The 12,370-nt window shown below is 73.3% G+C and carries 11 protein-coding genes; 8 read left to right on the forward strand and 3 right to left on the reverse strand.

Translation table 11 applies throughout. The annotated features are described in order from the left end of the window. Positions 1-25: 25 nt before the first annotated feature. The 3 genes from ACGFML_RS14815 to ACGFML_RS14825 form a co-directional block, all read right to left on the reverse strand. A complete protein-coding gene (locus ACGFML_RS14815; RefSeq protein WP_393543596.1) occupies positions 26-1,180 on the reverse strand; it encodes an amidohydrolase family protein in 1,155 nt (384 codons plus the stop codon). Next, the gene (locus tag ACGFML_RS14820; protein WP_393543598.1) at positions 1,180-2,577 is read right to left on the reverse strand and encodes a glutamine synthetase; all 1,398 of its coding nucleotides are present in this window, start codon (positions 2,575-2,577) and stop codon (positions 1,180-1,182) included. Before ACGFML_RS14820 ends, ACGFML_RS14815 begins: the two co-directional genes overlap by 1 nt. Positions 2,578-2,659: 82 nt before the next feature. Next, a complete protein-coding gene (locus tag ACGFML_RS14825; protein WP_393543600.1) occupies positions 2,660-4,723 on the reverse strand; it encodes a SpoIIE family protein phosphatase in 2,064 nt (687 codons plus the stop codon). 193 nt (positions 4,724-4,916) lie between these two features. Here ACGFML_RS14825 and ACGFML_RS14830 point away from each other — a divergent pair, with 193 nt between their 5' ends. The 8 genes from ACGFML_RS14830 (at position 4,917) to ACGFML_RS14865 (ending at position 12,322) form a co-directional block, all read left to right on the forward strand. Next, a complete protein-coding gene (locus ACGFML_RS14830; RefSeq protein ID WP_393543602.1) occupies positions 4,917-5,777 on the forward strand; it encodes a TetR family transcriptional regulator C-terminal domain-containing protein in 861 nt (286 codons plus the stop codon). A gap of 40 nt (positions 5,778-5,817) precedes the next feature. Beyond that, positions 5,818-6,705: a 3-keto-5-aminohexanoate cleavage protein gene (locus tag ACGFML_RS14835; RefSeq protein ID WP_393543604.1), complete on the forward strand. Its 888-nt coding sequence runs from the start codon at positions 5,818-5,820 to the stop codon at positions 6,703-6,705. Positions 6,706-6,747: 42 nt separating this feature from the next. Beyond that, positions 6,748-7,755: a 3-hydroxyacyl-CoA dehydrogenase NAD-binding domain-containing protein gene (locus ACGFML_RS14840; RefSeq protein ID WP_393543605.1), complete on the forward strand. Its 1,008-nt coding sequence runs from the start codon at positions 6,748-6,750 to the stop codon at positions 7,753-7,755. Further along, positions 7,752-8,225, forward strand: a complete 474-nt coding sequence (locus tag ACGFML_RS14845) for a thioesterase family protein (RefSeq protein ID WP_393543607.1) — start codon at positions 7,752-7,754, stop codon at positions 8,223-8,225. The genes ACGFML_RS14840 and ACGFML_RS14845 overlap by 4 nt, the downstream gene beginning before the upstream one ends. 164 nt (positions 8,226-8,389) lie before the next feature. Further along, complete coding sequence (locus ACGFML_RS14850; protein ID WP_393543608.1) at positions 8,390-8,722, forward strand: DUF427 domain-containing protein; 333 nt, start codon at positions 8,390-8,392, stop codon at positions 8,720-8,722. 183 nt (positions 8,723-8,905) lie between these two features. Beyond that, the gene (locus ACGFML_RS14855) at positions 8,906-9,892 is read left to right on the forward strand and encodes a metallophosphoesterase family protein (RefSeq protein ID WP_393543610.1); all 987 of its coding nucleotides are present in this window, start codon (positions 8,906-8,908) and stop codon (positions 9,890-9,892) included. Between the two features lie 40 nt (positions 9,893-9,932). Further along, on the forward strand, positions 9,933-11,213 hold the full coding sequence (locus ACGFML_RS14860) for an MFS transporter (protein WP_393543612.1): 1,281 nt from the start codon (positions 9,933-9,935) through the stop codon (positions 11,211-11,213). Between the two features lie 38 nt (positions 11,214-11,251). Next, on the forward strand, positions 11,252-12,322 hold the full coding sequence (locus ACGFML_RS14865; protein WP_393543614.1) for a TolB family protein: 1,071 nt from the start codon (positions 11,252-11,254) through the stop codon (positions 12,320-12,322). The last annotated feature ends 48 nt before the right edge of the window (positions 12,323-12,370 follow it).

Raw genomic sequence — 12,370 nt, forward strand, 5'->3', positions numbered from 1 at the left:
AAGAGGCGCAGCGGCGGTGTGCCCCTTACCCGGGCGGTGCGCTCTCCTCGAGGCCGTAGACCCGTCGCGCGTTGTCCGCCGCGATCATCGCGCCGACCCGTCGCGCGTCGTCCGCCGACCACGCCCCGGAGGCGGTCCACTCGCCGAGTACGGAGGCGAGCGCGGTACGGAAGAGGACACTGCCGACCAGATAGAGCTCCGGCAGTCCGTAGGCGTCGGTGGAGAAGAGGAGTTTGCCGAACGGGGCGAGTTCCAGGAACTCGGCGAGGACGGCCGAGGCGCGCGGGCCGACGTGGGTCAGGGTGAGTCCGACGTCGGCATGGACGTGCGGGAAGACACCGGCCAGGTAGGCGGCCTGACGGTGGTAGGGGTAGCAGTGCAGCAGCACCAGGTCGGTGCCGGTGCCGGCGGTGGCCCGGACGAGGTCGGTCAGCAGCGCCGGGTCGGCGTCGTCCAGGCGCAGGTCGGGGTCGCCGAAGCCGGTGTGCAGCTGGAGCGGGCGGCCGGTGGCGACGGCCTGCCAGATCAGGTGGCGCAGCAGGACGGGGTCCGTGAGGCGGGGCAGCCCGTCGGCCATCCAGCCGCGGACGGCGGTGTGCACCTCGCCGGAGGCCGGCGGCAGCGGGTCCAGGGCCAGGCCGTGGCGGTAGGCGACGACGGACTTGAAGGCCACGGCGGTGCGGGCGGCGTCCCGGACCGCGGCGCCGAGGGCGTCGGTGAACTCCTCGGCGTCCCGCACCCCGATCGCGACGCGTTCGGCGAGCGCCTCCAGGCGGACGACCTCGTATCCGGTGCCCCGTCCGGCGCGGGCGGTCTCGTCGGGACCGGTGAGGTCGCCGGGCAGGCCGGTGTCGAGGAGGTAGGTGCCGATGCCGGTGGCGCCCAGCAGCCGGCGGCAGGTCTCCCGGGGGCCGAGGTCGCGGCGGCGGGCCAGATAGCGCTCGGGCGGGCAGTGGGCCGGGAGGTCCAGCAACGGGGGGCACCAGCGGCGGACCGCGAAGCCCGTCTGGGTGTCGAAGAAGGAGGTGCCGGCGGCGGGCGGGCGGTCGGATTCGGTGAGGTACCCGGCGAACGTCCCGGGGTCCGGCTCGTGCCGCAGGACGCCGTGGCAGTGGTGGTCCACCAGCGGCGGGAGGCCGTCCTCCAGGCCGGGCACGGGCCCCGGGCCGTTCGCCGCCATCACCAACGCCAGCGGGTCGCGGCGGCGAGCTCCTCAGCGCCGGTCTCGGCGAACCGGGCCTCCTCGGCGCGCCGGACGGCGAGCACCGCACCGTGCAGCACCTTGCCCATCGCCTCGTGGAGCGGGGCCGACTTCTCGAACCGGTCGGCGGCCTCGGTCAGGGTGCCGGGCAACCGGACGATGCCGCGGCGGGCCCGCTCGCGGACCCCGAGGGTGCCCGGATCCTCGGTCTCGGGCGCCGGCAGCTGCGCTCCGGTCTCGACGCCGTGCAGTCCGGCGGCGATGACGGCGCCGACGACGAGGTAGGGGTTGGCGGCGCCGTCGAAGGTCTTGACCTCGGCGCTGCCGCCGTCGGGATCGTCGGGGGCGCCGGGGATCAACCGCAGCGCCGCTTCCCGGTTCTCGATGCCCCAGCACTGGTAGACGCCGGCCCAGTGCGAGGGCTGGAGCCGCAGATAGCTGGCGGGCGAGGGGCAGCCGACGGCGAGCAGGGCGGGCAGGGCGCCCAGGACGCCGCCGAGGAAGGCGACCGCATCGGGGGCCAGGCCCCAGGCGGCGTCCTGGGCGCGGTGCAGGCTGGTGCCGTCGCGGTTGAGGCTGAGGTGGAGGTGGCAGCCGTTGCCGACCTGTCCGGCGACGACGGAGGGAGCGAAGGAGGCGCGCAGTCCGTGGCGGGCGGAGACGGCGCGGACGGTCTCGCGTACCAGGACGGCGTCATCGGCGGCGCGCACCGGGTCGCCGGGGGCGCAGCTCACCTCGAACTGGCCGGGGGCGTACTCGGGGTGGATCTGGTGGACCTCGATGCCCTGGAGGGTCAGCGCCTCGGTGACGTCGCGGAGGTAGTCGGAGAGTTCGACGATGCGGGTCATGCCGTACGCGGGCCCCGCGCAGGGGTGGTCCAACGGCTCGAACACGTCGCCCTGGGCCGGTTCGTGGCCCTTCGGGGCCCGGGTGACCACCCACTCGGTCTCGAAACCCATCCGCAGGTCGAGGCCGGCCGCGGCGGCCCGGTCGGCCATCCTGCGGGCGAACTGCCGCTGGCAGGCCGGGTGCGGCTGTCCCTGCTGGTCGTAGCGGTCCGCCGGGGCCCACGCCCAGCCGGGCTGCGCGGCGAGCACCGTGACCCGGTCCAGGTCGGGGAAGAGCCGCAGGTCACCGGTGGGGCCACCGAGGTGGTCGGAGGCGGCGACGGCGTCGTCGGAGGTGAAGGCGTCGAAGACGGGCGACATACCGACGCCGCGGCGCGCGGCGTGGTCCAGGCGCGCAGCGGGCACCCCCTTGGCACGCACGATGCCGGCGTTGTCCACCCAGGTGAGCGCGATCGTACGGATGCCCTCCGCATCCAGCTGTGCCGTCAACTGGCGGGCGTTCCCGCGCTCTTCCGCCGGCGATCCCATAGGTCGTCCTACCGTCCTCACGTGGCCGTGCCGAGTGTTCGGCGCCCGTACCGCTGGTCCGGTGCGGCTGCACGCCTCCCGGTCAGGGGCAGTTGAACTCGCACCATACGCACTTTCCGGTGCCGCGCGGCTCCACACCCCAGACATCCGCCAGCCGGTCCACCAGCAGCAGGCCGCGCCCGGAGACCCCGGCCTCGCCCGGTTCGCGGCGCCGCGGCAGGCTGCTGGAGTGGTCCTCGACCTCCAGCCGCAGCCGGCGCATGGCGCTGTGCGGCATCCGGATGTTGACGATCGCCTCGCCGTCCGTGTGCAGCAGGGCGTTCGTGATCAGCTCGTCGGCGACCAGTTCGATCTCCTCGGAGCGCTCGCGGGCGCCCCAGGCCCGTACGGCCGCCCGGATCATGTGCCGCGCGGCGGACAGCGCTTCGGGATCGGCCGGCGGGATGTGCTGCCGGAACCGGCCGACGATGTCGTGCTCGGGCACACCGAGCCGGCGCAGCAGCAGCAGCGCCATGTCGTCCTCGCCGGTCCCCGCGTCCACCGCCGCACACAGCCGGTCGGCGAGCTGCTGGACGTCCTGCGGGCCCTCCCGGATCGCTCTGGCCAACTCCCGCATCCCGTCGTCGAGATCGACGCCGGGCTGCTCGACGAGGCCGTCGGTGCACAGCACCAGGGTGTCGCCGGGGGCGAGGTGGACGGTGGTGACGGGGTAGTCGAGCCGGATGAACTCCGAGGCGATGCCGAGCGGCAGCCCGCCGGCCACCGGGAGGCGGCGGCAGATCCCCTCGGCGTGCCGCAGCAGCGGATCGATGTGCCCGGCGCGGACGAACCGGGCCGCGCCGGTGGTCAGGTCGGCGTCGACGTAGATGCAGGTGGCGAAGCGGTCGGTGTCGAGTTCGTTGAGGAAGGCGGAGGCGCGTGCCATGACGGTGGCCGGTGCGTGGCCTTCGGCGGCGTAGGCGCGCAGGACGATCCGCAGTTGGCCCATGAGGGCGGCGGCCTGGGTGTCGTGTCCCTGGACGTCGCCGATGACGGCGGCCACCCGGCCGTCGGGCAGCGGAATCACGTCGTACCAGTCGCCGCCGATGTCCCGGCCCATCCGGGCGGAGCGGTAGCGGACCGCCACCTGGGCGTCCGCCACGCCGGGGATCCGGCGCGGCAGCATGGCCTGCTGGAGGCCGGCGGCGAGGTCGTGCTCCTGGTCGTAGAGCATCGCGCGGGCCAGGCTCTGGGCGATGCTGCTGCCGAGCGCGAGCAGGACGTTGCGCTCCTGGTCGCGGAACTCGCTCTCCCGCTCGAAGAACAGCCCGATGACACCGATGGGGCGGCCCTGGGCGATCAGCGGGAGGTACGCGGCGGAGTTGACGTTGAGGGGCTCGATGGCGGGCCACAGCCGGGGATAGTCGTGTCGGAACGCGGCGCGGCTGCGGACGTAGCGGGGAGTGAGGGTGCGGACGACCTCGCTCATCGGGAATTCGTCGCCGACCCTCGTGTACTCCAGATCGGGCACGAAGCTGCCCGCCTTGCCTTCGGACACCAGCCGGATCCGGCCCGCCTCGACGAGGCCGAGGATGACGTTCTCCGCGCCCAGCCGGCTGAGCCCCTGCTCGTCGGCGAGTACGGCGATGACCTCGCCGACCGTTCGGGCGTGCGCCAGGGCGGCGGTGGTGCGCTCCACGACGCTGGTGTGCCGGCGCCGCTCCTCGTCGACCGCGAGCCGCTCCGCCGCGTGGGTGTATTCCTCGGTGGCGTCGCGCACCACGCCGATGATCCGGCGGGGCTTGCCGGTGGGGTCGCGGCGGATGCTGCCCTGGGCGTGCGTCCAGCGCAGCCCGCCGTTCCGCAGGCGCACGCGGAAATAGGCGCCGTAGGAGTGGCTGCCGTCCTTGAGGGCGCGGGCCACCACGGCGTCGAGGCGGGCCGACTCGTGGGCCGGCACACGGCAGGCGAGGCTGCCCGGGCGGTCGTCGTACTCCTCCGGAAGCATGTCGAAGACCTCAAGGGCGGGCGGGTCCATGTGCATCAGCCCGCTGTCGAGGTCCCAGTCGAAGCCGCCCATGCCGTTGAGAGCCAGGGTCAGGTCCGGGTGGGCCGGCCAGTCGTCCGGCACCGACACGGTGGGGCGCTTCGCTCCCCGCTCAGCCATGTCGTCACTTTGCCACATTCCAGGGAGTTTCGGCTGATTCGGGCAATTGGTCCGCCACACCGCCCCCATCACTGACTCACTCATCAGTCGAACCACAACACGCATCGCCGCACCGCACTGGAACTGCTCTTTTATCGTTTCCCGCTTCGCCAAACGTTGCGATGTTCTCAACACGCTGTTACGGTCCCCGACCATGCAGGAAGACCCCGGAACCCGGGTTGCCGACGACCACGGGGACGTCACGGACCGTGTCCGCCAGGTGATCGACCGCCTCGGCTGCAGCCGTCGTGAGTTCGCCCGCCGGATCGTGATGGACCCCTCGAAGCTCTCCAGGTCACTGGGCGGTACCCGGCGCTTCACGCTCGCCGAGATCGTGCGCGTCGCCGATATCGGCGGAGTGGACACCGGCTGGCTGCTCGGCGCCCCGGAACGCCCGGCGCCGCCGCCCGGCCGCGAGCCGGTGCCGGTGCCCGAGGGCGGCCGCCCGCTGCAGATCGTCCGGGAGACCGTCCGGCTCATCGCCGAGCACGGTTTCCACGGTGTAAGGGTCGCCGACATCGCCGCCGCCTGCGGTACGAGCACCGCCGCCGTGCACTACCACTTCCCCGGCCGCGACGAGCTGCTCGAGGCGGCGGTGCGCTGGTGCATGGACGAGGACACCGACCGCCGCGCCGCGGGCCTGGCCGAGGCAGCCGACGCCCGCGCCGAGCTGCTGCATCTGATCGCGCTGCAGACTCCGCGTACCGCCCAGCAGCGCCGGCAGTGGCTGGTGTGGCTCGACCTGTGGGCACAGGCCGCCCGCTCCACCGCCGTCGGCCGGCTGCACGAGCACTACTACCGCCAGTGGCGCACCACCGTCGCCGACGTCCTGCGACGGGGCGTCGACCAGGGCGTCTTCCGCGCCGTGGACCCCGAGTTCACCGCCCTGCGCCTGACCGCGCTGATCGACGGCCTGGCCACACAGGTACTGGCCACCGCACCGGACAGCACCTCCCCCGACACCATGCACACCGCCCTCCTCGCCTTCGTGGAGAGCGAACTCACCGCCGGCTGAGCACGCCGGAACGCCCCCGTACCCGCCGAAGGGAACCCCCGTGAACAACGAGGTCATCATCACCTGTGCGCTGACCGGCGCCGGTGACACCGTCCGCCGCTCCCCGCACGTCCCCGTCACGCCCGAGCAGATCGCCCGATCCGCCGTCGAGGCGGCGTCCGCGGGCGCCGCGGTGGTGCACATCCACGTCCGCGACCCCGAGACCGGCGCCCCCTCGCGGGACCCGCGGCTGTACGCGGAGGTCGTGGACCGCGTCAAGCAGACCGGCACCGACGTCGTCATCAACCTCACCGCGGGCATGGGCGGCGACCTGGTGATCGACCCCGACGACCCGCTGACGCACCTGCCCGGCACCGACCTGGTCAGCGGCCTGGAGCGGCTGCCGCACGTCGAGGAACTCCTCCCCGACATCTGCACGCTGGACTGCGGCTCGCTCAACTTCGGCGACGGCTCCAACCTCTACGTCTCCACCCCCGACATGCTGCGGTCCGGCGCCAAGCGGATCCAGGAGCTCGGCGTGCGGCCGGAGCTGGAGATCTTCGACACCGGCCAGCTGTGGTTCGCCAAGCAGCTGCTGGCGGAGGGGCTCCTGGACGACCCGACCGTCTTCCAGCTGTGCATGGGCATCCCGTGGGGCGCACCGGCCGAACCCGGCGTCCTGCAGTCGATGGTGAACATGCTGCCCGAGGGCGCGCAGTGGGCGAGCTTCGCGCTCGGCCGGATGCAGATGCCCTGGGTCGCCCAGTCGATCCTGCTCGGCGGCCATGTCCGGGTCGGGCTGGAGGACAACCTCTACCTCAGCAAGGGCGTCAAGGCGACCAACGGCCAGCTGGTCGAACGGGCCGTGCAGATCACCGAGCTGCTCGGCGCCTCGGTCGCCACGCCGGACCAGGCACGGGCCCGGCTCGGCCTGAAGCCGCGCGTCTGAGCCTCCCTCCCCCGCCCCTCTCCCCCTTGGAGCCGCACTCCCATGCCCGAAAACAGCCCCGAATCCAGCCCTGAGACCGCCCCTGCAACCCCTCCCACCCCCGAGGCCGTACGCCGCGTGGCCTGCATCGGCGCCGGCGTCATCGGCGGCGGCTGGGTCGCCCACTTCCTGGCCCGCGGCTACGACGTCACCGCCTGGGACCCGGCCGACGATGCCGAGGAGAAGCTGCGCCGCCTGGTCGCGGCCGCCTGGCCCGCGCTGGAGCGGATAGGTCTGGCCGAGGGCGCCTCCCAGGACCGCCTGACGGTGGCCCCCACGCTCGCCGAGGCCGTCGCCCACGCCGACTTCGTCCAGGAGAGCGCCCCGGAGAAGCTGGAGTTGAAGCGCTCGCTGCTGGCCGAGCTGGCCGCCGCCACCGCGCCCGGCGTCGTGATCGCCTCCTCCACCTCCGGCTACCCGATGACCGACATGCAGCCCGCCCACGGGGCGGCGGCCGACCCCGGCCGCCTCGTCGTCGGCCATCCCTTCAACCCGCCGTACCTCATCCCGCTGGTCGAGGTGGTCGGCGGCGAGCGGACCGACCCGGACGCGGTGGCGTGGGCCTCGCGGTTCTACGACGTGGCCGGCAAGTCCGTCATCACCATGGACCGCGAGCTCCCCGGCTTCATCGCCAACCGCCTCCAGGAGGCGCTCTGGCGCGAGGCGCTGCACATGGTCGCCAACGGCGAGGCGACCGTCGAGGACATCGACGCCTCGATAACCGAGGGGCCGGGCCTGCGCTGGGCCTTCATGGGCCCCTGCCTGACCTTCGCGCTGGCCGGCGGTGAGGGCGGCATGGCCCATATGCTCGACCACTTCGGCCCGTCCCTGAAGTCCCCCTGGACCCGTCTGGAGGCGCCGGAGCTCGACCGGACGCTGCGGGATGCGATGGTCGACGGCTGCGAGGCGGCCGCGGGCACGCGCACCTACGCGGACCTGGTCGCCGAACGCGACCAGGGCGTCATCGACGTGCTCCGGGCGACCGGCCGGCTGGGGAGCGGCCGGCGATGAGCGGCCCTCTCCCCCTGTACCGGCAGCGGGTCCGGGACGAATGGATCGACTACAACGGCCACCTGAGCGAGGCGTACTACGTCCTGGTCTTCGGGTTCGCGACGGACGCGCTGATGGACGCGGTGGGCCTCGACGCCGGCTACCGCAACCGGTCGGGCTGCTCCCTCTACACGGTCGAGGCACACGTCCGCTATCTCGACGAGGTGCCGCGCAACAGTCAACTCGCCGTCCGTACCACGGTGTTGGGTGTCGACACCAAGAAGGTCCGCTTTCTGCACGAGATGTACGTGTGCGACACCGCGTCCGGTGAGCCCGCCGGGGACCCGGTGGCGACGGAGGAGCTGTTCACCCTGCACGTCGACCAGGGTGCGGGCCGGGCGGCGGCGCTGCCGAATGCGGCGCGCGACCGCCTCGCCGGCCTGACGGGACCCGCGCCCGCATGGGCGGGCCGCGGGATCCGGGCGGTCTGAGCCGCCGCCGGCCGCCGCCCGCACCCGTGGGAGCGGGCGGCGGCCGGCAGGGCGGTGGGCCGGTGCGGCCTCCTTCCTCGTGCCGCGGCCGTCACGACCCGGCGCCGGTGCGACCCTGGACCCGGGGATCACCCCGCACCGCTCACCGACAACGGGAGGCGCTCATGACCACCACCCCCGGCCACCACATCGAAGTCGCCCAAGGCACCGACCACATCCGCGTGGCGATCGACGGACGGATCCTGGCCGACACCCACCGCCCGCTCCTCCTGACGGAGACCGGCTATCCGGTGCGCTACTACCTCCCGCCCGAGGATGTCCGCACCGACCTGCTCGTCCCGTCCGACACCCGCACCGTCTGCCCCTTCAAGGGCACCGCCTCCTACTGGTCACTTCCCGGTGGCCCGAAGGACATCGCGTGGGCCTACCCTGAGCCGCGCCCCGAGGTGGCGGACATCAAGGACCATCTCTGCTTCTACGAGGCGGAGTCGGTCTGATCCACAGCGGATCCCGACGAGGTGCGGAAGGGCGCACGGAGCGACGCACGGAACACACTCCGGAACCACGTCGCAGAGACGACAGGAACGTTTCCTGACAGTTCCGCCGCCTTCTTGACGCGTACATGGCCGCCCGCCAGGATTTCTGGGGACGGCTCCCCCACGCCGACCCAGGAGACGGATATGACGTCGACCTCCCGCGCCAGCACGCACCACCCCAGGACCCCGCCGAGGAAGCGCCCGCGGCTCACCGACCCCCGCTGGGGGCTCCCCGCCGCGGGCGCGGCACTCGCCCTCGTCGGCGGGGCGCTGCTCTGGTCGCCCGCCGGGCGCGCCGACGCGGCACCGGAGCAGGCGGCCGGCGCCCGGGCCGGCGGGTTCACCGCCGTGGCCGCGGGCGATATCGCCGAGCGGTGCACCGCCGACGACAGCGACTGCGCGCACCCGAGGACCGCGGCGCTGGTGAAGAAGATCAACCCGGCGTTCGTGCTGACCATGGGCGACAACCAGTACGACAACGCCCGGCTGAAGGACTTCAAGAGCTACTACGACACGAGCTGGGGCGCCTTCAAGGACAAGACGCATCCGGTGGCCGGCAATCACGAGACCTACGACCCGGCCGGTGAACTCGCGGGCTACAAAGCCTATTTCGGGTCCGTCGCCTACCCGAAGGGCAAGAGCTACTACAGCTTCGACCAGGACAACTGGCACTTCGTCGCGCTGGACTCCAACAGCCTGGACTCCGCGCAGACCAACTGGCTGAAGGCCGATCTGGCCGCCAACTCCAAGAAGTGCGTGGCCGCCTACTGGCACCACCCGCTCTACTCCTCCGGCGAGCACGGCAACGATCCGGTCAGCCGCCCGGTCTGGAAGCTGCTCTACGACGCCAAGGCCGAGCTGGTCCTCAACGGCCACGACCACCACTACGAGCGCTTCGCGCCCCAGAGCCCGGACGGCAAGGCCGACGCGAACGGCATCGTCGAACTCCTCGGCGGGACGGGCGGCGCCGACCCGTACAAGATCGAGGAGGTCCAGCCCAACAGCGAGAAGCGGCTGACCGACACCTTCGGCGTGGTGAAGCTCGACTTCACCGACGACGGGTTCTCCTGGGACCTGGTGGGCACGGACGGCAGCACCAAGGACAGCAGCCCGAGCTACCGGTGCCACTGAGCCCGCGGCCGGTGCGCGCGACCCACGGGCGGCCCGACTGATGTACCTCGCGACCACCGACGCGGCCGCGACGGTGACGAAGGTGACGCGCGGCCGCATCGCGGGGCCGGTCCTGGCTCTCGGCGCGGTCAGCCTCGTCACGGACATCTCCTCCGAGATGGTCACCGCCGTCCTGCCGCTCTACTTCGTCCTCCAACTCGGCCTCTCCCCACTTCAGTTCGGGTTTCTCGACGGCCTCTACAACGGCGTCACGGCGCTGGTACGGCTGCTGGGCGGGCACGTGGCGGACCGCGGCGGGCGACACAAGCTCGTCGCCGGCACGGGCTATGCGCTCTCCGCGCTGTCCCGCCTCGGACTGCTGCTCGCCGGCGGCGGCACGGTGGGGATCGGCGCCTCGCTCGCCGCGGACCGCATCGGCAAGGGTGTACGGACCGCGCCGCGCGATGCGCTGATCTCCCTCAGCGCCCCGCCGGACATGCTCGGCCGGGCGTTCGGCGTCCACCGCGCGATGGACACCACCGGCGCCCTGCTCGGCCCGCTGGCCGCCTTCGCCCTGCTGTGGGCCACCGCGGACGCCTATGACGCGGTGTTCGTCGTCAGTTTCTGTACCGGGCTGCTGGGTGTGCTGCTGCTGGTCGCCTTCGTACCGGGGCGCACCGCGCAGCCCACGGCGCGGCCGCCGGCACCCGCCGTCGGACCGCGTCCCCGCGCGCGGCTCCTCACACCGCTGCGCGACCCCGCCTTCCGGCGGATCTTCGTGTCCGCGGCGCTGCTCGGTGCGGCGACCATCGGCGACTCGTTCCTCTATCTGCTGCTCCAACGCCGACTGGCGTTCGCGGTGAGCTGGTTTCCGCTGCTGCCGCTGGGGGCCGCCGCGGTCTATCTGCTGCTCGCGGTGCCGGCCGGGCGACTCGGAGACCGGATCGGGCGGCGGGTGCCCTTCCTGTGCGGGCACGCCGCACTGCTCGGCGGATACGGGCTGCTGGCGGCCACGGACGTCGGCCCGGTGCTGCTGGTGGGCGTGCTGCTCCTGCTGGGGGTGTTCTACGCGGCGACCGACGGCGTCCTGATGGCGCTCGCCGGTCCCGTGCTGCCGTCCGCGCGGCGGGCGAGCGGGATGGCGCTGCTGCAGACCGGACAGGCCCTGTGCCGGCTGCTGGCGGCCGCCGGCTTCGGCGCCGCCTGGACCCTGTGGGGCGCCCGGCCCGCCCTGCTCCTCGCGATCGCGGCACTGGCAGCGGCGCTCGCCGCGGCCGTCGCCCTGCTGCCCCGGCCCGACGAGCCCGCCGGGCGTCCGGCGCGCGGGCTGTCCCGCCCATGACCCCGTCGCACCCGAACCGATCGAAGGGACCGACGCCCTTGTCCGCGACTCCGTCCACGGAGCAGCCCGACGCCCCTGCCCTCCGGGCCCGCCCCTCCCCAAGGCCCGCCGCCCTCTCCCACCGCGCCCGGATCGTCGCCGTGGCGACGGCCGCCGCGCTCCTCGCCACCCTCGCCGTCGTGTACACCGTGCACGCCGCCCGGCGCGCCGAACCGGCCGACGCCGTCTCGGCCTTCGGGCTCGACCACGGCCGGCTCTACTTCCGCAGCACCGGTGCCGGGTCCGGCCGGATCGCCCGGCTGCCCGCCCGGACCGGAGCCGCCACCCGTGCGCCGGCCCGCACCACCGGCGGCCCCGCCTGCGCGCGCTTCCACGCCGCCGCGGGCACCGGCCTCTGCCTGCAACGCCGCCCCGGCATCCCGCCCAGGTCCTACGCGGTGGTGCTGGACCGGCGGCTGCGCGAGAAGCGGCGGATCGCGCTCACCGGGATCCCCAACCGGGCCCGCGTCTCGGCCTCCGGACGGATGCTGTCGTGGACCATGTTCGCCACCGGGGACTCGTACGCCACGACCGCGTTCTCCACCCGCACCTCCCTCCTCGACACCCGCACCGGCTACCTCATCAAGAACATGGAGGAGATCCCCCTCACCCTCCACGGCCGCCGCTACCACTCCCCCGACGTCAACTACTGGGGCGTCACCTTCGCCCGCGACGACAACCGCTTCTACGCGACGGTCTCGACGAAGGGGAAGACCTACCTCGTCGAGGGCGACATGCGGAAGTGGACGGCGCACACCGTCCGCGAGAACGTCGAATGCCCCTCGCTCTCCCCCGACGACACCCGCCTGGCCTTCAAGAAGCGGGTGCGCGAGGGAGCCACCGATCCCTGGCGGCTGTACGTCCTGGACCTGCGCACCCTGCGCGAGCACCCGGTCGGCGAAACCCGCAGCGTCGACGACCAGGCCGCCTGGCTGGACGGCCGCACCCTCGCCTACGCCCTGCCGGGGCGCGCGGGCCGCCCCTACGACATCTGGACCGTACCGGCGGACGGCGGCGGCACCCCGGCCCTGCGGGTGCCGGACGCCTCCTCGCCGGCTGCCGTCCCGTAGGACGGGGCCGGCCCATCTCCCCGCCCCCGGGGCGACGCGCGCGGACCG

It is taken from the genome of Streptomyces sp. NPDC048650, assembly GCF_043199095.1.
Classification (GTDB): Bacteria; Actinomycetota; Actinomycetes; order Streptomycetales; family Streptomycetaceae; genus Streptomyces.

Coding starts and splice junctions, on each gene's coding strand:
- ACGFML_RS14840 (WP_393543605.1), top strand. CDS start 6,748: ATGCCCGAAAACAGCCCCGAATCCAGCCCTGAGACCGCCCCTGCAACC.
- ACGFML_RS14855 (WP_393543610.1), top strand. CDS start 8,906: ATGACGTCGACCTCCCGCGCCAGCACGCACCACCCCAGGACCCCGCCG.
- ACGFML_RS14845 (WP_393543607.1), top strand. CDS start 7,752: ATGAGCGGCCCTCTCCCCCTGTACCGGCAGCGGGTCCGGGACGAATGG.
- ACGFML_RS14850 (WP_393543608.1), top strand. CDS start 8,390: ATGACCACCACCCCCGGCCACCACATCGAAGTCGCCCAAGGCACCGAC.
- ACGFML_RS14815 (WP_393543596.1), bottom strand. CDS start 1,180: ATGGCGGCGAACGGCCCGGGGCCCGTGCCCGGCCTGGAGGACGGCCTC.
- ACGFML_RS14860 (WP_393543612.1), top strand. CDS start 9,933: ATGTACCTCGCGACCACCGACGCGGCCGCGACGGTGACGAAGGTGACG.
- ACGFML_RS14820 (WP_393543598.1), bottom strand. CDS start 2,577: ATGGGATCGCCGGCGGAAGAGCGCGGGAACGCCCGCCAGTTGACGGCA.
- ACGFML_RS14825 (WP_393543600.1), bottom strand. CDS start 4,723: ATGGCTGAGCGGGGAGCGAAGCGCCCCACCGTGTCGGTGCCGGACGAC.
- ACGFML_RS14830 (WP_393543602.1), top strand. CDS start 4,917: ATGCAGGAAGACCCCGGAACCCGGGTTGCCGACGACCACGGGGACGTC.